This window comes from Herbaspirillum sp. C7C2 (genome assembly GCF_022627865.1).
In the GTDB taxonomy this organism is placed as follows: Bacteria; Pseudomonadota; Gammaproteobacteria; order Burkholderiales; family Burkholderiaceae_D; genus Herbaspirillum; species Herbaspirillum frisingense.
Genome location: NZ_JABXGI010000002.1, coordinates 459,053 through 481,541 on the forward strand (window position 1 = coordinate 459,053; position 22,489 = coordinate 481,541).

20 protein-coding genes are annotated in these 22,489 nt (G+C 63.6%); 12 read left to right on the top strand and 8 right to left on the bottom strand.

Annotation, left to right across the window (positions count from 1 at the left end):
* Positions 1-267: 267 nt before the first annotated feature.
* From xylF to HWE04_RS05785, 7 genes are all read left to right on the top strand, one after another.
* Entirely contained in the window at positions 268-1,284 is a 1,017-nt protein-coding gene (gene xylF / locus HWE04_RS05755) for a D-xylose ABC transporter substrate-binding protein (protein WP_006464779.1), read from the top strand.
* A gap of 122 nt (positions 1,285-1,406) precedes the next feature.
* Positions 1,407-2,966 carry a D-xylose ABC transporter ATP-binding protein gene (gene xylG / locus HWE04_RS05760; RefSeq protein ID WP_241811818.1) on the top strand — a complete coding sequence of 520 codons (1,560 nt, stop codon included), beginning with the start codon at positions 1,407-1,409 and terminating at the stop codon, positions 2,964-2,966.
* A 21-nt stretch (positions 2,967-2,987) separates the two neighbouring features.
* Complete coding sequence (locus HWE04_RS05765) at positions 2,988-4,145, top strand: sugar ABC transporter permease (protein ID WP_199181529.1); 1,158 nt, start codon at positions 2,988-2,990, stop codon at positions 4,143-4,145.
* A gap of 79 nt (positions 4,146-4,224) precedes the next feature.
* Positions 4,225-5,016: an SDR family NAD(P)-dependent oxidoreductase gene (locus HWE04_RS05770; RefSeq protein WP_241811819.1), complete on the top strand. Its 792-nt coding sequence runs from the start codon at positions 4,225-4,227 to the stop codon at positions 5,014-5,016.
* A 33-nt stretch (positions 5,017-5,049) separates the two neighbouring features.
* Positions 5,050-6,834: an IlvD/Edd family dehydratase gene (locus HWE04_RS05775; RefSeq protein WP_006464775.1), complete on the top strand. Its 1,785-nt coding sequence runs from the start codon at positions 5,050-5,052 to the stop codon at positions 6,832-6,834.
* Between the two features lies 1 nt (position 6,835).
* Positions 6,836-7,762, top strand: coding sequence for an amidohydrolase family protein (locus HWE04_RS05780; protein ID WP_241811820.1), 927 nt, complete (start codon positions 6,836-6,838; stop codon positions 7,760-7,762).
* A gap of 130 nt (positions 7,763-7,892) precedes the next feature.
* Positions 7,893-9,410 (top strand): sensor domain-containing diguanylate cyclase, encoded by a 1,518-nt coding sequence (locus HWE04_RS05785; protein WP_241811822.1) that lies wholly within the window; start codon positions 7,893-7,895, stop codon positions 9,408-9,410.
* Here HWE04_RS05785 and HWE04_RS05790 read toward each other — a convergent pair.
* The gene (locus HWE04_RS05790; RefSeq protein ID WP_446719206.1) at positions 9,391-10,566 is read right to left on the bottom strand and encodes a serine hydrolase; all 1,176 of its coding nucleotides are present in this window, start codon (positions 10,564-10,566) and stop codon (positions 9,391-9,393) included. The two genes, HWE04_RS05785 and HWE04_RS05790, sit on opposite strands and share 20 nt — an antisense overlap.
* Positions 10,567-10,824: 258 nt before the next feature.
* Between HWE04_RS05790 and HWE04_RS05795 the strand changes: the two genes are divergently transcribed.
* Together HWE04_RS05795 and HWE04_RS05800 are read left to right on the top strand one after the other, a co-directional pair.
* Positions 10,825-12,126, top strand: a complete 1,302-nt coding sequence (locus HWE04_RS05795; protein WP_077235165.1) for a UDP-N-acetylglucosamine 1-carboxyvinyltransferase — start codon at positions 10,825-10,827, stop codon at positions 12,124-12,126.
* 251 nt (positions 12,127-12,377) lie between these two features.
* Complete coding sequence (locus HWE04_RS05800; protein WP_241811824.1) at positions 12,378-13,058, top strand: MgtC/SapB family protein; 681 nt, start codon at positions 12,378-12,380, stop codon at positions 13,056-13,058.
* Between the two features lie 223 nt (positions 13,059-13,281).
* Here HWE04_RS05800 and HWE04_RS05805 read toward each other — a convergent pair whose 3' ends face one another.
* The gene (locus tag HWE04_RS05805; protein WP_241811825.1) at positions 13,282-14,382 is read right to left on the bottom strand and encodes a hypothetical protein; all 1,101 of its coding nucleotides are present in this window, start codon (positions 14,380-14,382) and stop codon (positions 13,282-13,284) included.
* Positions 14,383-14,619: 237 nt separating this feature from the next.
* On the opposite strand from HWE04_RS05805, the gene HWE04_RS05810 reads away from it, so the two are divergent.
* Positions 14,620-15,279, top strand: coding sequence for an HAD family hydrolase (locus HWE04_RS05810; protein ID WP_241811826.1), 660 nt, complete (start codon positions 14,620-14,622; stop codon positions 15,277-15,279).
* A gap of 88 nt (positions 15,280-15,367) precedes the next feature.
* A complete protein-coding gene (locus HWE04_RS05815) occupies positions 15,368-15,943 on the top strand; it encodes a TMEM175 family protein (protein WP_241811827.1) in 576 nt (191 codons plus the stop codon).
* Between the two features lie 36 nt (positions 15,944-15,979).
* Here the strand turns inward: HWE04_RS05815 and HWE04_RS05820 are convergent, their stop codons facing one another.
* On the bottom strand, positions 15,980-16,666 hold the full coding sequence (locus HWE04_RS05820) for a YoaK family protein (protein ID WP_006463366.1): 687 nt from the start codon (positions 16,664-16,666) through the stop codon (positions 15,980-15,982).
* Positions 16,667-16,974: 308 nt separating this feature from the next.
* Between HWE04_RS05820 and HWE04_RS05825 the strand changes: the two genes are divergently transcribed.
* Positions 16,975-17,595, top strand: coding sequence for a response regulator transcription factor (locus tag HWE04_RS05825; protein WP_102661917.1), 621 nt, complete (start codon positions 16,975-16,977; stop codon positions 17,593-17,595).
* A 45-nt stretch (positions 17,596-17,640) separates the two neighbouring features.
* Here HWE04_RS05825 and HWE04_RS05830 read toward each other — a convergent pair whose 3' ends face one another.
* From HWE04_RS05830 to HWE04_RS05850, 5 genes are all read right to left on the bottom strand, one after another.
* Positions 17,641-18,516 (bottom strand): AraC family transcriptional regulator, encoded by an 876-nt coding sequence (locus tag HWE04_RS05830; RefSeq protein ID WP_241811828.1) that lies wholly within the window; start codon positions 18,514-18,516, stop codon positions 17,641-17,643.
* A gap of 141 nt (positions 18,517-18,657) precedes the next feature.
* Positions 18,658-19,191, bottom strand: coding sequence for a Dps family protein (locus HWE04_RS05835; RefSeq protein WP_241811829.1), 534 nt, complete (start codon positions 19,189-19,191; stop codon positions 18,658-18,660).
* A 5-nt stretch (positions 19,192-19,196) separates the two neighbouring features.
* Entirely contained in the window at positions 19,197-20,024 is an 828-nt protein-coding gene (locus HWE04_RS05840; RefSeq protein WP_241811830.1) for an alpha/beta fold hydrolase, read from the bottom strand.
* Positions 20,025-20,068: 44 nt separating this feature from the next.
* A complete protein-coding gene (locus HWE04_RS05845; protein WP_241811831.1) occupies positions 20,069-20,491 on the bottom strand; it encodes a DoxX family protein in 423 nt (140 codons plus the stop codon).
* A 2-nt stretch (positions 20,492-20,493) separates the two neighbouring features.
* Positions 20,494-22,377 carry an amidohydrolase gene (locus HWE04_RS05850; RefSeq protein WP_241811832.1) on the bottom strand — a complete coding sequence of 628 codons (1,884 nt, stop codon included), beginning with the start codon at positions 22,375-22,377 and terminating at the stop codon, positions 20,494-20,496.
* Between the last annotated feature and the right edge of the window lie 112 nt (positions 22,378-22,489).

Below are 22,489 nucleotides of genomic sequence, written 5' to 3' on the forward strand. Positions count from 1 at the left end.
GAATTGTAGCGAGCCGTGGTCGAAATGACCGATATGTGCTCCTGCAACAAAAAGAATCACTAAGCCGTTTGGTCAATTTCGTAATTGTAGAGGGGATTGGCCCGGGGCTAGTATCCCCCTCGCACCATCATGCGGCGCATTCGTCCCCTGCCCTACCCGGCCCCATGCGGCTTTGGAAGCTTTTGCACCAGATCAGGCCTCCACATCCACCGGACAGCGCCGCTTCAAAAATCATAATCAAATTTAATTCAAATCGGAGACTGGACTATGAAGGCAATGCTGAAGAAGACCGTATTGGCGCTGATGACCGTGACCACCCTGTCCATGGTGGCCGGTAGCGCCATGGCCGATGCCAAGAATCCCAAGATCGGCTTTTCCATCGACGACCTGCGCGTGGAGCGCTGGGCACGTGACCGCGATTTCTTCACCGCCGCTGCCGAGAAGCTGGGTGCCAAGGTGTTCGTGCAATCGGCCGATGCCAGCGAACAGCGCCAGATTTCCCAGATCGAAAACCTGATCTCGCGTGGCGTGGACGTGATCGTCATCGTGCCCTTCAATGCCACCGTGCTGACCAACACCATCAAGGAAGCCAAGAAGGCCGGCATCAAGGTGCTGTCCTATGACCGCCTGATCCTCAACGCCGACGTGGATGCCTACATCTCCTTCGACAACGAGAAGGTCGGTGAAATGCAGGCCGAGGGCATCCTGAAGGTCAAGAACAAGGGCAACTTCTTCCTGCTAGGCGGCTCGCCCACCGACAACAACGCCAAGATGTTCCGCGAAGGCCAGATGAAGGCCCTGAAGCCCTACATCGACAAGGGCGACATCAAGATCGTCGGCCAGCAATGGGTCAAGGAATGGAACCCGACCGAAGCCCTCTCCATCGTCGAGAATGCGCTGACCGCCAACAACAACAAGATCGACGCCATCGTCGCTTCCAATGACGGTACCGCCGGTGGCGCGATCCAGGCTCTGGCCGCGCAGAAGCTGGCAGGCAAGGTGCCGGTCTCGGGCCAGGATGCCGACCTGGCCGCCGTCAAGCGTGTCGTGGCCGGTACCCAGACCATGACCGTCTACAAGCCGCTGAAGCAGATCGCCACCGAGGCCGCCAACCTGTCCGTGCAACTGGCGCGCAACGAAAAGCCGACCTACAACGCCCAGTATGACAACGGTTTCAAGAAGGTCGACAGCCTGCTGTTGAAGCCCATCCTGCTGACCAAGGAGAACGTCAAGGTGCTGGTCGACGACGGCTTCTACACCCAGGCCCAGATCGACGGCCGTTGATTCCTGCATGAGGCGTAATGCATGAGGCGTTGCCGGCCGCCCCCGCGGTAGCCGGCAACGCCGTCCCTACCGGCTGGACACCCGCCGGTAGGGATTCCAGAGGCTTCTTGGAAAGAACAGGCATGTCCGAGTATCTGTTAGAAATGAAAGGCATCGTCAAGAGCTTTGGCGGTGTGCGCGCACTCGACGGCATCGACATCAGGATCCGGCCCGGCGAATGCGTGGGCCTGTGCGGCGAGAACGGCGCAGGCAAGTCGACGCTGATGAAGATTCTCTCCGGCGTCTACCCCCACGGCACCTGGGACGGCGAAATCCTGTGGGACGGCAAGCCGCTGCAGGCGCACTCGGTGCGCGATACCGAAGCGGCCGGCATCGTCATCATCCACCAGGAACTGATGCTGGTGCCGGAACTGTCGGTGGCCGAGAACATCTTCATGGGCCACGAGATCACCCTGCCGGGTGGTCGCATGAACTACCCCGCCATGTATCGCCGCGCTGAAGAGCTCATGCGCGAGCTGAACATGCCCGACATCAATGTGGCCCTGCCGGTCTCGCAATATGGCGGCGGCCACCAGCAGCTGGTAGAGATCGCCAAGGCACTCAACAAGGATGCGCGGCTGCTGATCCTGGACGAACCCTCGTCCTCGCTGACCGCCTCCGAGATCGCGGTGCTGCTCAAGATCATCAAGGACCTGAAGGCGCGTGGCGTGGCCTGCGTCTACATCTCGCACAAGCTGGACGAGGTGGCCGAGATCTGCGACACCATCTCGGTGATCCGCGATGGCAAACACATCGCCACCACGCCCATGCAGGAAATGGACGTGGACAAGATCATCACCCAGATGGTCGGTCGTGAAATCACCGCCATGTATCCCGAACGTAATCATTCCATCGGCGAAGTGGTCCTGGAGGCGCGCCACATCACCTGCTACGACATCGACAACCCGCGCCGCAAGCGTGTGGACGATGTGTCGTTCTCGGTGCGTCGTGGCGAAATCCTGGGCATTGCCGGCCTGGTGGGCGCCGGCCGCACGGAACTGGTGTCAGCCATCTTCGGCGCCTATCGCGGCCGTCACGAAGGCCAGGTACTGCTGGAAGGCAAGCTGGCCGATACCGGTTCGCCGCTCAAGTCGATCCGGCGCGGCCTGTGCATGGTGCCGGAAGACCGCAAGCACCACGGCATCGTGCCCGACCTCGATGTCGGCCAGAACATCACCCTGACCGTGCTCAAGCGCTTCTCCCGTGGCAGCCGCATCGATGGCAGCGCCGAACTGAAGACCATCCAGGACGAAATCAGCCGCATGCGGGTCAAGACGGCCACGCCCTTCCTGCCCATTACCAGCCTCTCCGGCGGCAATCAGCAGAAAGCGGTACTTTCCAAGATGCTGCTGGCCCAGCCCAAGGTATTGATCCTGGACGAGCCGACCCGCGGCGTGGATGTCGGCGCCAAGGCCGAGATCTACCGCCTCATTTCGGAACTGGCCAAGCTGGGCCTGGCCATCATCATGGTCTCCTCCGAACTGGCGGAGGTGCTGGGCGTGTCGGACCGCGTACTGGTGATTGGCGAAGGCCGCCTGCGTGGCGACTTCGTCAACGACAAACTGAGCCAGGAAACCGTGCTGGCTGCGGCGATCAACCAACCCGTACCGCAGGCGCCCGCGCGCTCTGCGGCGGCAGGATAAAAATCACAAGGTAAATTCGGTATGACTTCAAGCAATCTGGCCAACATGGCTGACCTCAAGCAGGTATTCCGGCGCTACAAGATCATTGCGCTGCTGATCGCCATCGCCATCATCTGGGGCTTCTTCAGCTTCATGACCGAGGGTGGCTTCCTGACACCGCGCAACCTGTCCAACCTGCTGCGCCAGATGTCGGTGACCGGCATCCTTGCCTGCGGCATGGTGCTGGTGATCATCGCCGGCGAGATCGATCTCTCGGTAGGCTCGCTGCTGGGCCTGCTGGGCGGCCTGGCGGCGCTGCTGGACGTGAGCCACCACCTGCCGCTGGCGCTGAACCTGGTACTGGCGCTGGGCTTCGGCCTGGCGCTGGGGCTGCTGAACGGCTACCTGACGGCCTACCTGGGCATCCCCTCCTTCATCGTCGGCCTGGGCGGCATGCTGGCCTTCCGCGGCATCCTGCTGGGCATCACCGGTGGCCTGACCATCGCCCCGGTCTCGGACAACATGGTCTACCTCGGCCAGGGCTACCTGCCGCCGCAGATGGGCGTGGCGCTGGGTGTGGCGCTGTTCGTGCTGGCGCTGGCGCTGACCTGGATGAGCCGGGTCAACCGCAGCCGTCATGGCCTGCCGCTGACGGCACTGTGGCGCGACGGCCTGAAGGTAGTGGTCATCGGTGCCGTGCTGCTGGCCTTCGTGCGTACGCTCAACAGCTATGACGGCATCCCGGTGCCGGTGCTGCTGTTGCTGGCGCTGCTGGGCCTGTTCAGCTATGTGAGCACGCAGACCGTGTTCGGCCGCCGCATCTATTCGGTGGGCAGCAACATGGAAGCCACCCGTCTGTCGGGTGTAAACGTGCAGGCCGTCAAGCTGTGGGTGTTCGGCATCATGGGTGTGATGTGCGCATTGGCCGGCCTGGTCAATACCGCCCGCCTGGCTGCCGGTTCGCCCTCGGCCGGCAACATGGGTGAGCTCGACGCCATCGCCGCCTGCTTCATTGGCGGCACCTCCATGCGCGGCGGCTCCGGCACCATCTATGGCGCCCTGATCGGCGCACTGGTGATGGCCAGCCTGGACAACGGCATGTCCATGCTGGACGTGGGCACCTACTGGCAGATGATCGTCAAGGGCAGCATCCTGGTGCTGGCCGTGTGGGTCGATGTGAGTACCCGTTCAGGCCGCTGATCGGCCGTTTCAACACAATCATTCAATTCGTATCCGGGCCGCATTGGCGGCCCACCTTACCTAGCAGGAGTTACCCAGCATGACCGCAGCCACCGCCCCCATTTTCGAACACGCCCTCTACCGCAGCCTCGCCGGCAAGCGGGTCGTCATCACCGGCGGCGGCAGCGGCATCGGCGCGGCGCTGGTAGAAGCCTTCGCCGCCCAGGGTGCGCAGGTGTTCTTCCTGGATATCGCCAGCGAACCTTCCGAGGCGCTGGTGGCCTCCTTGCAGCAGGCACCCGTACCGCCGCGCTTCTTCCGCTGCAACCTGATGGACCTGGAGGCCCTGCGCGGCACCTTCGCCGAGGTCATCGCCGCGGCCGGTACCGTGGACATCCTCATCAACAACGCCGCCAACGATGATCGCCACAAGACCACCGAGGTCACCCCGGCCTACTGGGACGAGCGCATCGCCGTCAACCTGCGCCATCAGTTCTTCTGCGCCCAAGCAGTGTTGCCGGGCATGCGCGCGCAGCAATCGGGCGTGATCCTCAATTTCGGCTCCATTTCCTGGCATCTAGGCCTGCCCGACCTGACCCTGTACATGACCGCCAAGGCCGGTATCGAGGGCATGACGCACGGCATGGCGCGTGATTTCGGGCGTGATGGCGTCCGGGTCAACGCCATCATCCCCGGTGCCATCCGCACCCCGCGTCAGACACTGTTGTGGCACACCCCCGAAGAAGAGGCGAAAATCCTGGCTGCGCAATGCCTGCCCACCCGCGTCGATCCGCATGATGTCGCCGCACTGGCGCTGTTCTTGTCCTCCGACAGCGCAGCCAAGTGCACCGGCCGCGAATACTACGTCGATGCGGGCTGGCTGGGCGCGTAACCCACCCAATCGCCCACGGGCCAAGAGGAATCCATGAACAAGCCATCTGCCACACCCCGTCGCTTCCGCTCCCAGGACTGGTTCGACAATCCCGACCACATCGACATGACCGCGCTCTATCTGGAGCGCTTCATGAACTACGGCATCACCGCCGAGGAACTGCGCTCGGGGCGCCCCATCATCGGCATCGCCCAGAGCGGCAGCGACATCAGCCCCTGCAACCGCATCCACCTGGAACTGGCCAAGCGGGTGCGCGATGGCATCCGCGATGCCGGCGGCATTCCCATGGAATTCCCGCTGCACCCCATCTTCGAGAACTGCCGCCGTCCCACCGCCGCCATCGACCGCAACCTGGCCTACCTGGGCTTGGTGGAAATCCTGCACGGCTATCCCATCGATGCCGTGGTACTGACCACCGGCTGCGACAAGACCACACCGTCGCAGATCATGGCCGCGGCCACGGTGGACATCCCGGCCATCGTGCTGTCCGGCGGCCCGATGCTGGATGGCTGGCTCGATGGTGAGCTGGTCGGCTCGGGCGCGGCCATCTGGAAGGGCCGCAAGCAACTCTCGGCCGGCGCCATCGACAATGAGAAATTCCTGGAGATCGCTGCCGCTTCGGCACCCTCCTCCGGCCACTGCAACACCATGGGCACGGCCTCCACCATGAACGCCATGGCCGAGGCGCTGGGCATGTCGCTGACCGGCTGCTCGGCCATTCCCGCCCCCTATCGCGAGCGCGGCCAGATGGCCTACGAGACGGGACGCCGCATCGTCGGCATGGCCTACGAAGACCTGCGGCCCTCGGCCATCCTGACACGCGAAGCCTTCCTCGACGCCATCGTGGTCAATGCTGCCATCGGCGGCTCCACCAACGCCCAGCCGCACATCATGGCCATGGCGCGCCATGCCGGCGTGGATCTGCAGTCGGAAGACTGGATGAAGTTCGGCTACGACGTGCCGCTGCTGCTGAACATGCAGCCGGCCGGCAAGTACCTGGGCGAGCGCTTCCATCGTGCCGGCGGCGTGCCGGCCATCATGTGGGAGCTGCAGCAGGCCGGCAAGCTGCGCGCCGACCGCATCACCGCCACCGGCAAGAGCATGGCCGAGAACCTGCAGGGCCGCCAGTCGAACGACCGCGAAGTGATCTACCCCTTCAGCGCGCCGCTGCGTGAACGGGCCGGCTTCCTGGTCTTGAAGGGCAACCTGTTCGACTTCGCCATCATGAAGACCAGTGTCATCTCGGAGACCTTCCGCCAGCGCTACCTCAGCACACCCGGCCAGGAAAACATCTTCGAATGCCGCGCCGTGGTCTTCGATGGTTCGGACGACTACCACGCCCGTATCAACGACCCGGCACTCAACATCGACGACAACACCCTGCTGGCCATCCGTGGCGCCGGTCCGGTGGGCTGGCCGGGTTCGGCCGAGGTGGTCAACATGCAACCGCCCGATGCGCTGATCAAACGCGGCGTCTCTACCCTGCCCACGCTGGGTGATGGGCGCCAGTCGGGTACCTCCGACAGTCCCTCCATCCTCAACGCCTCGCCCGAGAGCGCGGTCGGTGGTGGTCTGGCCTGGCTGCGCGACGGCGACCGCGTGCGCATCGACCTCAACACCGGGGAGTGCAATATGCTCATCAGCGAAGAAGAACTGGCCCGCCGCAAGAGCGAGGGTATTCCGCCCGTGCCACCCAGCCAGACGCCCTGGCAGGAGATCTACCGAAGCACCGTGGGTCAACTGGAAACCGGTGCCTGCATGGAACTGGCCTTGAAGTACCAGGGTGTGGCGCAGACCATGCCCCGGCACAACCACTGACATGCTGACCCTGCATCGTGAACTGCGCATGCCACCGGTCCCGGTGAGAAAGCTCAAGGGGCCGATGCGCATCGACGCGCACCAGCATTTCTGGCGCTACCGCTGCGAGGACTATCCGTGGATCGGTACCGGCATGGACCTGCTGGCGCAAGACCGCCTGCCCTACCAGTTCCAGCCCCTGCTGGATGCACAGGGCCTGCATGCGTCGATTACGGTGCAGGCACGTCCCGGCCACGACGAGACGGCATTCCTGCTGGAGATGGCACGACGCGACCAACGCATCGCCGGCATCATCGGCTGGGAAGACATCGGCTCGCCCATGCTGGCCGAGCGCATGGAGCACTGGGGTGGCAGCAAGCTGCTGGGGCTGCGCCATCCCATGCAGGAAGACGACGACGCCGAACTGCTGCTGGCCCTGCCACAGTTCAACCAGGGAGTGCGCTGGCTGCAGGAGCGGGACTATGTCCTGGACCTGCTGGCCCATGAACGCCACCTGCCGCAGTTGCGCCAGCTGTGCGCCCATCACGACCAGCACTGGATCGTGCTGAACCATCTGGGCAAGCCGGCCCTCAAGGAATTCCGCAAGGGCCGCGCCGCCTTCGAACGCTGGCGCCAGGAGATGCGCGAGCTGACCGCCATGCCCCATGTGGCCTGCAAGATTTCCGGCCTGCTGACCGAGGCGGACTGGCTGCGCGGCCTGTGCACACGCGACTTCGAACATATCGTGCAATGTCTGGATACCGCGCTGGACCTGTTCGGTCCGCAGCGGCTCATGTTCGGCTCCGACTGGCCGGTATGCCTGCTCGCCGCGTCCTACGCGCGCGTGGTGGCCGTGGTGCGCGAATGGGCTGCCAAGCGCCTCTCTCCTACCGACCAGGACGCCTTGTGGGGCGAATCCTCGGCCAGGATTTATGGACTGATGTCATAAGGTTTTCCCCCGATTCCTTTTCGTTGCCAACCGTCAAGCCCGGTGCGATATTGCGCCGCAGGGGTCACCCCCGATGGCGGGAAACAACCTGGGATACGGGGAGACGGACATCAAAAGACTCAAACGCAACATGACCTTGACCATCAGTGCGCTCGCGCTGATGGCGACTGTCATCACGGGCGTGGTGCTCTACCAGAGCCATGTGCAGACCGAGCGCAGCGCGATCGAGCATGCCCTCAACGTCGCGCGCATTGCCCAGCGTTCGATCTCGCGCAACATGGAATTGCTGTCACTGGATCTGGACAGCCTGGTCTGGCGCCATCGGCATGCCAGCCTGCAGCTCATGCCGGAGCAGCAGCGACGCGACTTCCTTCTGGGTGAAAATGCTGAAGCCACCTATATCGCCGCCATGGGCATCGTCGGCCGCGATGGCGAACTGCTGGTTGGTTCTCCCACCTTGGCCGAGATCATGCCGGGCAATTACGGACACAGGGATTTCTTCGCCAGGCATCGCGACGATCCAACGGTAAAACTGTTTGTCTCACGACCACTGAGCATCCGCCTGGAACGGAGAATGCAGGTCATCGTACTGTCCAAGCGGTTGGCAAACGCCGATGGGTCCTTCGGCGGCGTGGCCTTCATGGTGCTGTACCTGGACTACTTCCGGCATCTGTTCGAAAGCCTGTCGCTGGAGAAACAGGCCGTCATGTCGCTTTACGCCCTGGACGGCGTGGCCTACATGCGCCTGCCCTACGATGAAGCCTTCATCGGTTCTCGCTTGAGTTACACGCCCAATTTCAGACGCATCATGGCCCTGCCCTCGTCAGCGCCGGAAAGCCTGCAGGGCAGCTATACCGCGCGATCCCAGCAGGACGACGTCAAGCGCCTGTACGCCTACGTGCGCATCCCCGATACACCCTGGCTGGTCTTCGTGGGCCGGACCCATGCCGAACTGTTCCGCGAATGGGAGCGGATGCTCTATGCAGTCCTGTTTCTTGCGGCCGCCTTCAGCGCCATCTGCGCCTGTCTGATCCGACGGTTACGCGAGGAGTTCTTCCGCCGCAGCAAACTGGACCAGCAACTGCAAGAGCAGGCCCGCACCGACAAGCTGACCGGCTTGCTCAACCGCCGGGCACTGGACGATTGCCTGCAAGACGCCTGGCACAAGAGCCAGCGCAATACCTCGGCGCGCTTTGCGATCCTGTTCGTCGATGTCGATTTCTTCAAACTCTACAACGACACCTACGGCCACAAGGCGGGCGACTATGCGCTGGTATCGGTAGCACGTTGCATCACCGGCGCTGTGGCACGGCAGTGTGACAAGCCCGGCCGCTATGGCGGGGAGGAATTCGTGATCCTGCTTGACGAGGCCGATGCCGCCGGCACGCTGCACGTGGCCGGCAACATCATGTCGGCACTGCAGGCGATGAAGATTCCGCATGAACGCAGCCCCTTCGGGCGGCTTTCGGTGAGCATAGGTGCGACCTGCCTGGACCGGCAGGTGCATCACAGCATCGAGGAAGTGCTCAAGGCCGCCGACCAGGCGCTCTACCAGGCCAAGCACATGGGGCGCAACCGGGTCCAGATGGCACAGCCTGAACCGGCCCCGGCGCAGAATGCAACGCCCGTTAGTTCAACGAGCAGTTGAGCCACTTGGCGATACGCACGCCATCCAGGCGGGAACCGTCGGCGCTGCCGCTGCCCAGCATGGTGACGATCACCGGGCGGCGGTCATGCACCAGCAGGCGCAGCACCATGTTGTGGCCGGACTCGTTGATGAAACCGGTCTTCTGCACCGTGGCATTGACCTGGCCATAACGGATCAGGCGATTGGAATTGATGTACTGCAGCTGGCCGCGACCGATGTTGATGATCTTCTGCTTGTCCAGAGAATCGTTACGGATCAGCTGGTAGCGGTTGGCGGCCTTGACCAGCTCGGCCAGTTCGCGCGGGGTAGAGACATTGTCCGGCGACAGTCCGGTGGCATTCTCGAAGCGGGTCTGCTTCATGCCCAGCGCCTGTGCCCGCGCATTCATGGCCGCGATGAAGGCTGGACGGCCACCCGGATAGTCACGGCTCATGGCCGCGGCAGCACGGTTCTCGGAAGACATCAAAGCAATGTGCAGCATGTCTGCACGCGACAGGCTGGCGCCGACGTTCAGGCGCGAGTGGGTGAACTTGAGGGTATCGAGATCGTCCTCGGTGACTTCCAGCCGGTTGCTCATGGGCAGCGACTTCTGGTCCAGCCAGACGATGGCCGTCATCAGCTTGGTGACCGAAGCGATCGGTGCCACCGTATCGGCATTGCGTTCAAAGAGCGGCGTATTGGTTTGCTCGTCAAGCACATAGACCCCACGCGAGAAGATGTGCTGCTTCGACGCGGCGGTGAAGCCGCAACGGGGGAGCAGTTCGGGCTTGGTATTGACCGGCGGCAGCGCCGCTGCGTTTGACGACGCGTTGGCGGCGACGGCAGCACCCGCCGTGGCTGCAGTCGCAGCGCCGGCAGCCACACCCACGGCAGCCGCCCGCCCACGTCGGCGGGGCCGCGCCGGTGCACGCGCAGCGGCCGGGGCCGCCTTCTTGCGCACTACCCGCTTGCGTCCCTTGGCGCCGCTCGCGGCCGGCCTGTGCTTGCCGGCGCTGGAACCGGCCGCCTGCGCCTCGCTCACCTTGCCCGAGATGACCGTCAACATCAGCAGCAGGACGCTGCACATCAGGAGCCTGGCCAACACGCCAGCGCGGCGCAAAATCTGCAGAAACAAAGGGAAACTATCGTCGGAACGGGGCTGCTGCGTACAAAACATCGTCGAAAACCTCAGTCGGAGCATTCATTCAAGACCGGCCATGATACGGAAACTTGGCCGATGATGCAGCAACGTTCAGCTTTGCATCGATAAAGTGAAGCTTAAAAATGCGTTCTAGTGACAATAAGACAAGACGCCGCGCCGCCGCAAATTTGCTTCCCTGCCTGCAACCGGCCGGCGCATAATCTGTCCATTCCAGGCCGGACCCAGGCATTGCCCTCTCCGGTCGATTTTGTCAGCCCGATTCAACATACCTTCATGTCCAATCTCATCGTACACGGTGGCCGCCCGCTGCGCGGCGACATCATCCCCTCCGCCAACAAGAATGCCGTCCTACCCATCCTCTGCGCCACCTTGCTGACCGACCAGCCACTACGTCTGATCGGCATCCCCGAGATCACCGACGTCAAGAAGATCCTGGAGATCTTCCGCGTGCTGGGCAGCGAGGTATCGGTGGACTATGCCAGCGGCATCCTGGAACTGCATCACCGCGATACCTGCTTCGACCCAAAAATTCACCATCTGCCGGAGGAAATGCGTTCCTCCATCATGCTGGTACCGCCCCTGCTGGCGCGCTTCGGTGTGGCGCGGCTGGAAAACGACGTCAAGGGCTGCACCCTGGGCGTGCGGGAAATCGATCCGCACGTGGAGGTGTTCCAGCGTTTCGGCGCGCGGGTGGAAAGCAGTCCCGATTCGCTCATCATCCGCACCAGCGGCCGCATGCAGGCCAACCATCACTGGCTGGACTATGCCTCGGTGACCACCACTGAAAACTTCGTGCTCTGCGCGGCCTCGGCCGGCGGCGAGTCGGTGCTGACCAATGCCGCCTCCGAGCCGCACGTGCAGGAGTTCTGCCGGTTCATGGCGATGATGGGCGTGCAGATCGAGGGTATCGGCACCTCGCGCGTGACGGTGCGTGGCGGTGAAAAACTGGGGGGCGGCGAATTCCGCTTCGATGAGGATTTCCATGAGATCGCCACCTTCCTGGCCATGGGCGCCATCACCGGCGGTCAGGTGCGGGTGCGCAACAGCGCGCCGGAGCAGTTCCCGCTGATCGATCGCACTTTCGCCAAGTTCGGCGTGGAAGTGGTGCACGAAAACGGCTGGTCGCACACCCGCCAGAACGGTCCGCTCAAAGTCGTCAAGCCTTTCACCAGCAACATCCTCACCAAGGTGGAGGCCGCGCCCTGGCCCTACCTGCCGGTGGACCTGCTGCCGATCTTCATCGCGCTGGGGGTCAAGGCCGATGGCAACACCATGTTCTGGAACAAGATCTATGACGGCGCCATGGGCTGGAGCAGTGAACTGTCCAAGTTCGGCGCCCACGTCTTCCTGGGCGACCCGCATCGGCTGATCACCTTCGGCGGCCTGCCGCTGACGCCGGCATCGGTGGAAAGTCCGTACATCATCCGGGTGGCCATCGCGCTGTTCATGGTGGCGGCCAGCATCGAAGGTCGCTCGGAAATCCGCAATGCCCTGCCGATCCGACGCGCCCATCCCAAGTTCGTGGAAAACCTGCGCTCGCTGGGCGCGGTGGTGGATTGGGTCGAGGAAGACTGAAGCGGCAAGGACGTGTCCGGTGCATGCGGCGTCATTGACATCAATGACCAAGGCACCGCTCGCACGCCAGGCTCAAGGGCTCTCACCTATCGGTAATGGGATCCCCGAATGGCAGCGATAAAGATCAAACAATATAAATAATATATACTTTTAACGATCAGACATCGCTCCACACGCTTACGCAAGCTCATCCATGCCTTCCAGGCTGAGCATTGCGTAAGCTGCCTCCCATCCCCTCAGAAGGAGAATCCATGCTTCCCGCAACGGACGTCATCCTCCGCCTGGCCGCAGCTGCCGTTCTCGGCAGCCTGATCGGCATCGAACGTGAACGCCTTTCCTGGGCAGCCGGTCTGCGTACCCACATGCTGGTCTGTGTCGGCTCTTCGCTCATCATGCTGGTCTCGGCCTATGGTTTTTCCGGGATCCTGCAGTCCGACAAGGTGGTCCTTGACCCATCGCGGATGGCAGCGCAGGTGGTCTCGGGCATCGGCTTCCTGGGCGCCGGGTCGATCCTGCTGCGCGGAGAAATCATCCGTGGCCTGACCACCGCCGCCAGCCTCTGGACAGTGGCCGCCATCGGCCTGGCCGTCGGTGGCGGGATGTATGTCGCCGCCGTGGCCGGGACCTCCATCGTGCTGCTGATCCTGGCCGGGATGAAACCCCTGGAGCGGCGCTATTTCGCCGACAAGCACAAGCGTGGCATTACCTTCCTGATCCAGGCCGATACTTTCAATATCGGCCATCTGCACCAACTGATGGGTGCCTCGGCGGCGCGGGTGAGCAAGTTCGTGGTCAGGCGCGAAGCCGACGGCGGCGCTTTCGACGAAGTGTCCATCGTGCTCTCGCATACCTCGGAGAAGGAATTCCATCGCATCGTTCAGGGCTTTCTCAAGCTCGATGGCATCAAGTCCTTCGATTACACGGATCTCTGACGCGAGGCCCCGGGAAGTCCGGTCACCCATACAATGAACAAGGGCGGCCATCTGGCCGCCCTTGCTGAATCTACTGCGAGTATTTCTACTGCGTCTCCTGCGTCCTCAGAACAACAGGATCAGCAGCAGGATGATGGGGATGGGGATACCCAGTAGCCAGAGCAGAATTGCGCCCATGTCAGTCTCCTCTCAAGGTTGGGGTTCAGGTCGATGTCGTCAGGTTTCAGTGCAGTTCGGGTTCGCCCAGGCGGCCGTCGCGACGGACCACTGCCTCTGCGTAGAGCTCATTGCGGTCACGCAGGCGGCCACCATAGGTCGCCAGCAGGCTGGCCACGAAAGCACCGCACAGCAGGGCCAGGAACATCCACAGCGAGGCGTAGGCAGCAGCCTTGCGGGCAGCGTCGGCGGCTTCCTTGGCCTTGGTGCCGGCGTCAGCGATAGCGCCCTGGTAGGCCGCGAAGGTATCGGTGACACGCTTTTCACCATCGGCCTGGGATACGCCGGTATGGCGCGCCACCAGTTGGCCCAGGTAACGGCGGTCGTTATCGGCCAGCTTGCCGCTCGCCAGCGAATAGCCAAATACACGCACCACTTCCATGCGCTGGGCCTGCGTCAGATCGCGACCATCAGCGGCCGTCGGAGCTGCCAAGGGGGCCACCGGCGCAGCAGCAGCACCGTCGGTTGCGGCCGGCACCGCGGGCTGGTTTGCGGACGATGCAGCGCCTGCATTACCTGCATTAGCGGTGTTACCACTACGGAACATCGAATCGATGAAGTAACCGGAGAAGCGATCGGCCATGTCGCCAGCGCCGCCAGTCGGACGTGCACCGTCCTGGCCCACTGCCATGGTGGCCGCAGCAGCACCGGTACCCAGGGCGCCACCGGCAGCACCCAGTGTCTTGGCGCCACCGGAGATGACGCTGCCCACGGCCGAGCCCAGCAGCGCAGCCGTAGCCAGCGAGGCCACGGCCCAGGCCAGCAGCCCGTGCGCGGTATCGCGGAAATAGACTTCACGGGTATGCAGCCCGGCCCATTTCACACGCAGGCGCCCGGCCAGGAAACCGCCGATGGCCGATGCCGCGATCTGGGTGAACAGCAACCAGCCGGCCGTGGAATAGCCGATGGTCTTGGCCGACAGCCCTTCGCCGGACCACGGCGAGATGGACGAAAAGCCCAGGCCAAAGCCCAGCATCACGAGAATGAACGACAGTGCGGCGGCCGCAAAGGCACCCGCCAGGATGGCGCCCCACGAGACGCCTGAGCCGTTGCTGTTGACGGCCTCGACGCTGGCCGCAGGAAGGGAGTGGATGGTTGAGGTGGTCATGAGTCTCCTCGTGTTTCTTGATGGATTGATCCCCTGCGGGAGCGCAGGGCCGGGGGCATTGCCACGAAGAGACTGTAGGGCTGCGCTAGCGCAGGCGCCATCGGCGGACTTCGGCAGCTATCGTAGGAGAGTTGGAAAAACGCATGCAGGCATGCGCGAAGGGACGATGAGGGTCGCTGCAGCCCACACCCCCTCACTCTTGGGTAGAATGGCCGCCTCCCTCTTGCACGGACCATCATGGCCATCACCACTTTCCTGTTCGATCTCGACGGCACGCTCATGGACAGCGACGCCCTGCATCACGCCGCGTTCAACACCATCCTGGCGCGCTGGGACCGGCATATCGATGTCGATTACTACAAGACCCACATCATGGGCGCCTCCAACGCCATGATCTTCGGTCACCTCTTCCCCGGCATGCCGGCTGAGCAGTACATCCCGCTGGCTGAAGAAAAGGAAAGCCTGTTCCGCTCGCAGCTGGACCAGCACGTCGCGCCTACCCCCGGCATCGAGCGTCTGCTGGAGCATATCGCCCGTATTGGCGGGCGTAGCGCCGTCGTCACCAATGCCCCCCGGGCCAATGCCGAATTGATGTTGAAGGCCACCGGACTGGCTGGCCGCTTCGATGCCCTGGTCATCGGCGACGAGCTGGAACGCGCCAAACCCGATCCCCTGCCCTACCTGACCGGGCTGCAGTTACTCGGTGGCACGGCGGCACAGGCGGTCGCTTTCGAGGATTCCAGTTCGGGTGTCAAGGCGGCCAGCAGTGCCGGCATCTGGACCTTCGGCATGCTGGGCGGCCTGGACGAGGTCCGGCTGCGCGCGGCCGGTGCCCATGCGGTGATCCGTGATTTCAACGGCGCCGACCTGTGGGACAAGATCGCGCCACAAGGCTGAGCCCGCCAGCGCCCTATCCGAAGGGATAATGTCGGCCTGTGCAACGGGGTGCTAAGGTGCGCGGGATCATCCCTAGCCCCCTGCCTCCGTGAACAAATCCCGGCTTGAAGCCTTCAGCGATGGCGTCTTCGCCATCGTCCTCACCATCATGGTCCTGGAACTGCACGCGCCCGCCTCAGCCGAGCCGAGCGCCCTGCTGGCACTGGCTCCGGCACTGCTGAGCTATGCACTCAGCTTTCTGTACGTGGGTATCTACTGGACCAACCACCATCACCTGTTCCAGCTCGCCGATCGCGTCAATCTGCGAGTACTGTGGGCCAACCTGCATCTGTTGTTCTGGCTCTCGCTGCTGCCCTTCGCCACCGCCTGGATCGCCGGCCATCACCGCGACATGGCGCCGGTGGCGGCCTATGGGCTGATCCTGCTGATGTGCTCGGTGTCCTTCCTGGTGCTCAAGCGCACGCTGCGCGCCTCCGAAAGCAATCATCCGGAAGCCGCACGCATCCTCGGACAGGGTCGCAAGAACAATACCTCCATCCTGCTCTACGCCCTGGCGATCCTGCTCTCGCAATGGGCACCGCTGATGGCCTCGGCGATCTACGCGGCGCTGGCCATCGTCTGGCTGCTGCCGACGCGGGCCGCCACGGCTGCGTCCCGCCCCTGAGGCTCGTCCGGACGGGCAGCAACCCGCTCGATTCACTCAGCTGGCGGGCTGCTGGGTGAATTCCCATCCGATCAAGGCCACCAGGATCAGCACCGGCACGACCAGGGCGGCAAAGCCGATGGCGTGATAGGCAAACGCCGCCGCAATCGCACCCACACCGAAGGACAGGACCGGCCAGACGAACTTGATGCAGCGCTCGGTGGTGCCGGCGTCGGAAGCGCCGCGCAGCATGTCCACCACGTCGATCACCACCTGGGTGACGTTGCCGGTCATCAGGGAAGTCGGCGCCAGGTGCGCCAGCAACAGGCGGCTGATGGCACTATGCACGCCCATCGAGGCCGTGCCCAGCAGGCCCGACGCCATCACCCAGCCGGCGGTGGGCGACTGCACGGGCGCCGCGGCCATGCCACAGACCATGAAACCAATCAGCAACACCAGTTGCAGCACCAGCGACCAGCCCAGTGCACGGCCATTGCGGCGCTGGATGGCGGCAATCAGCAGGCGCCCCACCGCCACCCCGATGATGAAAGCCGGGAAGGCCAGGAATTTCAGCAGGATGGACATCTGCGACGTGTCGGCCAGGGCCGAACCGATCAGGATGAAGTTGCCCGTGACGTGGGCCGTGAACAGACCGAACAGGGCGATGAAGCCCAGTGTATCGACATAGGCGGCGAGAAAAGCCAGTCCGGAGGACTGCAGGCGGTTGCGTTGTGCGGCATTCATGGAGCGTCTCGCAGAGGGTGGGAAAGTGTTGAAGAGGCCGCACACCATAGCATCGCCTGCCGCCCGCGCCCATTATCTCTGGGGATAGCAGGGGCGCCCGAAAGCCTTGCAAAAAAGATCACATCCATCGGCAAAAAAATGCAACAAAGGCATTTTTTACAAAAAACAGCACATTTGTACAATCCAAATCCGGCCCGAATGCAGATGATAGGCAACACTGCACAGCTTGGCGCTGGGGCTCCTGACCGCCCGATCACCGCCCTGCCCTGTCGCACAGATTCTCGCAACCAGGCAGCACGGAAGGAACCATGGAAAGTACGGTATTTGTCGTCGACGACGATGGCATGGTCAGGACAGCACTGCTACGACTGCTGGCCTCGGCCAACCTGAATGCACGTGGCTTCGCCTCGGCCGATGCGTTCCTGCGCGAGCCTCTTCCAGCCCAACCCTGCTGCCTCCTGCTGGACATGAAGATGCCCGGGTCCGACGGTTTCGAGGTAGTGCGCCGGCTGGAACAGCGGGGCGATGCCATTCCCGTCATCTTCATCTCCGGCTACGGCACCATACCGACGACGGTGCTGGCGATGAAGGCAGGTGCCCATGAATTCCTGACCAAACCGATCGAGGATGAACGGCTGCTGGGCGCGGTCCGCGACGCCCTGGCTATTGCCGATCGGCAACTAGGCATGCGCACCGAGCATGCCGCCAGCACCTCGCGCCTGGAAACACTGACCCCGCGCGAACGTGAAGTGCTGGAACTGGCCATCGGTGGCCTGCTCAACAAGCAGATCGCCACCGAACTGGGCATCAGCGAAATCACCGTGAAGGTCCATAAACGGCGCGTGATGGACAAGATGCAGACCAAGACCCTGGCCGACCTCGTGCGGGCCGCCGAGCGGCTGCAGATCCACTCCGCGCGTCAGCGCTAAGGCCAGCGATTCGGGCGCCGTGCACCGGTCACCGCTGTAGCCGGTCTAGCCCTGCGCCCGCAACCAGGCCGCCGGCCCCACTCCCTGAATCTGCTTGAACACCCGGCTGAAATGACTCTGGTCGGAAAAGCCGCATTCCAGGGCGATGGCCGTCATGCCCTTGTCGCTCTGGCGTAGCAGGCGACAAGCCAGCTCCACGCGCTGGCGCTGCAGCCAGGCATGCGGCGGCACACCGAAGCTGTGCTTGAAGGCACGTGCGAAATGCGCCCGCGAGATGCCGCACTCGGCCGCAATCTCGGCCAGGGTCAGACGTCGCGCCAGGTGCGAGAGCATGTATTCGCGCGCCCGCACCTGCTGCCAGCCGGCCAGGCCAGCGCCCCCGCCACGACCCACCGGCTGACCTCCATAACGTTGCGCCAGGTGGGTATGCAGGGCCAGGGTGACGCTATCGAGGTAGACGGTATCGCTGTCATTGGCCGCCCCCGTGAGCGCAGGCAGCATGGCATGCAGCAGATGCCAGACCACCGGATCGCGGATCGCCTGGACCTGCTGCAAGGCGCCGATACGACGCCCGCCTTCCTCGCTCACCCGCTCGAGGGAGGCGCGCGGCAGATGCAGGCGCACATTGTCATAGTCCGAGAGATGCTGGCAACGCCACTGCTCGCGCAGGTCGGTGATGGCCATGTCGCCCAGCCGGTGGCCACCGGCATGCACCAGCCGCTGACCACGCCATAGCTTGTGTTGGCGAAAATCCTGCAACTGCACGATGACCGAAAAGGCGTCATCACTGGGAATATCCAGTACCGGCGGTGGGGGCAGGACCGACGCCGCCGCGTGGTTCTGGGTAGCGCGCACCAGGGCGACATCATCCTGCATGCGGATGTGCTTCACGAGACGGGAGACGGAGGAACTTGCCATCATCGATTTCCAAAGACTGATTCAACAGGAGAACAGGAAGGCAGAAAGCCGACTTTAACAAAAAACGCAAATGGGCAGGACCCGCAGGCCCTGCCCATTGCTCAGCTTCCGATCAAGGCTTCGTTCAGTTGAATCCGGGCGGACTCAGACCGAAGTACGCCCCGATTCGAACAGGAACCACGCACGCTGCTCGGCCTCGTCGATCCAGTTCTCCAGCAGGCTGGCACTGGCCACGTCGCCATGCTCGTCGCACAGTTCGTGGGTGGCCATCATGAAGCCGACCAGGCGCAGGTTGTCCTCGCGCAGTTCGGCCAGCATGTCGGACGGGGTGACGAAGTCGGCATCATTGTCGGCCAGCCGCTGCAGCTTGCCGATATGCCCGGTCGAACGCAGGGTGGTACCGCCGATCTTGCGCACCCGCTCGGCCACCGCATCGGTGATGGCGATGATCTGCTGGGACTGGTCGTCCAGCAGCAGATGGTAGTCGCGGAAGTGCGGCCCGGACATGTGCCAATGGAAGTTCTTCGTCTTCAGGTACAGGGCGAAGATATCGGCCAGCAGCATGGTCAAGGCGCCGCCGATTTCCTGGCTGGCCTGCCCGGAGAGCAGGCCAGGCGTGGTCAGTGGCGCCAGGCGGCGCTTTTCCAGTTGCTGGCGTTGGTTGGCATCGAGACTCATGATGCTTACGCCTTCAGGAAGGCCAGCAGGTCTTCGTTGATCTGGTCCTTGTGGGTGGCGCACAGGGCGTGCGGAGCGCCGCTATAGACCTTCAGCTGCGCACCCGGCACCATCTCGGCCACCAGCTTGCCGGTGGTAGCGAAGGGGACGACCTGGTCGTCGTCACCGTGGATCACCAGGGTGGGGAAGTTGAACTTCTTGATGTCCTCGCGGAAATCGGTGCCGGAGAAGGCCGTCACGCAGTCCAGCGTGCCCTTGAGCGAAGCCAGCATGGCGATATTGAAGGTCTGTGCCAGCACGCCCGGGCTGACGGCGTCAGCCTTGCCCGGACGATTGGTGCCGAAGAAGACGGCGGCGAAGTCGCTGATGAATTGTGCGCGGTCCTTCAACAGACCGGCCTGGATGCCGGCGAACACTTCGGCCGGCACGCCCTGGGGGAAATCCGGCGCCTGGCCGAAGATCGGGGTGACCGCGCCCAGCAGGGCGGCCTTGGCCACGCGCTTGGTGCCATGGCGGCCGATATAGCGGGCGACATCGCCGCCGCCCATGGAGAAGCCCACCAGGGTCGCGCCCTGCAGGTCCAGATGATCCATCAGCTGGGCCAGGTCGTCGGCGAAGGTGTCGTAGTTGTAGCCGCTCCAGGGCTGGCTGGAACGACCGAAGCCACGGCGGTCATAGGCGATCACGCGGAAACCGCGTTCGGCCAGGAAGTTCATCTGGTATTCCCACATGTCGCCGTCCAGCGGCCAGCCATGGCCGAACACGACGGGTTGACCACTGCCCCAGTCCTTATAATAGATTTCGGTGCCGTCGCGGGTGGTGATGGTGCTCATGGATATGCTCCTTGGGTGAGTGTGAGGTGGAGAGAAGACGCTGCCTACGATTGGGCACTACCGCGTCCCAGGCGCCACTGGCCGGGGCCGCACAGCGCGATGGAGGTGAAGATCACCAGCAGCAGCCAGCCGAACTGGCCCTCGGCAATGCTCCAGCCGGGATGCACCGCCAGCATTGCCACCAGCAGCACGCCGATGATGGGCAGACAGGCCAGGCGGGTGAAGAGGCCCAGCACGATCAGGATGGGACAGAGCGCTTCGGCGAAGATGGCCGCCCACAGCGAGACGGTCGGCCCCATGCCGAAGGGGTCTTCGATCACGGTCAGTTCATGCGCGTAATGCAGCAGCTTGGGCAGGCCATGCACGTAGAACAGCATGAAACTGCCCGCCAGGCGCAGGAACAGCAGGCCCAGATCCAGGGGCGGGACCGGCAGACCCTGCCGGCGGGGGAGTTGGCGCGCCTGCATGATCAGAACGCGAAGCAGCTGCAACCCAACGCGCCCCAGAAGCCGGCGAAGTTGGAGACCGGGACGCTGGACTTGCGCGCCACGTCGTGGGAGTGACCATGCACGCCGCAGGAACCGACGCAGGCGTGCGGCAGGGTCGCCTTCTTCTGGCGGGCAGCATCGGTCTTGGCCACGGCACGATAGTGCCCCGGAACCTTGGCCACCGGCGACCACTCGGGCAGCACGGGAATCTCGCCCGGACCATGCGAGGAAAACGCACCGGTCCCATAGACCACCTTGCCATCGACCACGGTCATCACCGATTCGATGCTCTTGATGTCATCTTCATGGACGCTGAAGAAGTCGGCCGACAGCACCGCCAGGTCGGCCAGTTGACCGGCCTGGATGCGGCCCTTCTTGGCCTGTTCGCTGGAGAACCAGGCGCTGCCTGCAGTCCACAGTTCCAGCGCGGTCTCGCGTGGCAGGCGACCGGCGGCCCCATACAGCTTGGCACCACCGACCGTGCGGCCGGACACCAGCCAATACAGCGCGGTCCAGGGGTTGTAGCTGGCCACGCGGGTGGCATCGGTACCGGCACCAACTGGCACGCCCATTTCCAGCATCTTGGCGATCGGCGGGGTGTGCTCGGCCGCCTCCACGCCGTAGCGGTCGATGAAGTATTCGCCCTGGAAGGCCATGCGGTGCTGGATGGCAATGCCGCCGCCCAGCGCCTTGACGCGCTCGATGTTGCGCTCGGTGATGGTCTCGGCGTGGTCGAACATCCAGTGCAGGCCATCGAAGGGGATGTCGCGGTTGACCTTCTCGAACACGTCCAGCATGCGCGAGATCGACTCGTCATAGGTGGCGTGCAGGCGGAACGGCCAGCGGTTGGAGACCAGATGGCGCACCACCCGCTCCAGTTCTTCTTCCATGCCATCGGCCAGGTCGGGGCGCGGCTCCAGGAAGTCCTCGAAGTCGGCCGCCGAGAACACCAGCATTTCGCCGGCGCCGTTATGGCGCAGGAAGTCGTCGCCATCGCCCGGCTTGACCATGCCGGTCCATTTCTGGAAGTCGGCCAGCTCGGCGCCCTTGCTCTGGGTAAAGAGGTTGTAGGCGATGCGGATGGTCAACTGACCATCGGCGGCCAGCTTGTTGATGATCTGGTAATCATCGGGGTAATTCTGGAAACCACCACCGGCGTCGATGGCGCTGGTCACGCCCAGGCGGTTCAGTTCGCGCATGAACTGGCGGGTGGAATTGACCTGGTATTCCTGCGGCAGGGTCGGTCCCTTGGCCAGGGTGGCGTACAGGATCATGGCATTGGGACGGGCGATCAGCATGCCGGTCGGATTGCCCGAGGCATCGCGCACGATCTCGCCACCCGGCGGGTTGGGGGTGTCCTTGGTATAGCCGACTGCCTGCAGCGCAGCACGGTTGAGCAGCGCACGGTCGTACAGGTGCAGGACGAAGACCGGGGTATCGGGTGCAGCGGCGTTCAGTTCTTCCAGCGTGGGCATGCGCTTTTCGGCGAACTGGAATTCGGTCCAGCCGCCGACCACGCGCACCCATTGCGGGTGCGGGGTGCGGGCGGCCTGGTCCTTCAGCATGCGCAGCGCATCGGCCAGCGAGGGCACGCCTTCCCAGCGCAGTTCCAGGTTGTAGTTCAGACCGCCGCGGATCAAATGCAGGTGCGAGTCGTTCAGGCCGGGGATGACGGTGCGGCCGCCCAGGTCGATGACCTTGGTCTGGGCCTGCTTCAGACGCATGACGTCGGCGGCGCTGCCGACTTCGAGGAATTTGCCGCCGCCGATGGCAACGGCCTCGGCAATGGGGTTCTGCTTGTCGACGGTGTGGATCTTGCCGTTCAGCAGGATCAGATCGGGGGTAACGCTGGTTGCGGTCGTCATGGAGGCTCCGGACATAGACAGGGACGATGGAGAATGAGGGTGGCGGATCGCACATGTCGATGCCGGCGCGGAGGTCATCAAAACTTCAGGTGCCAGTCATCCTATGTGCTTT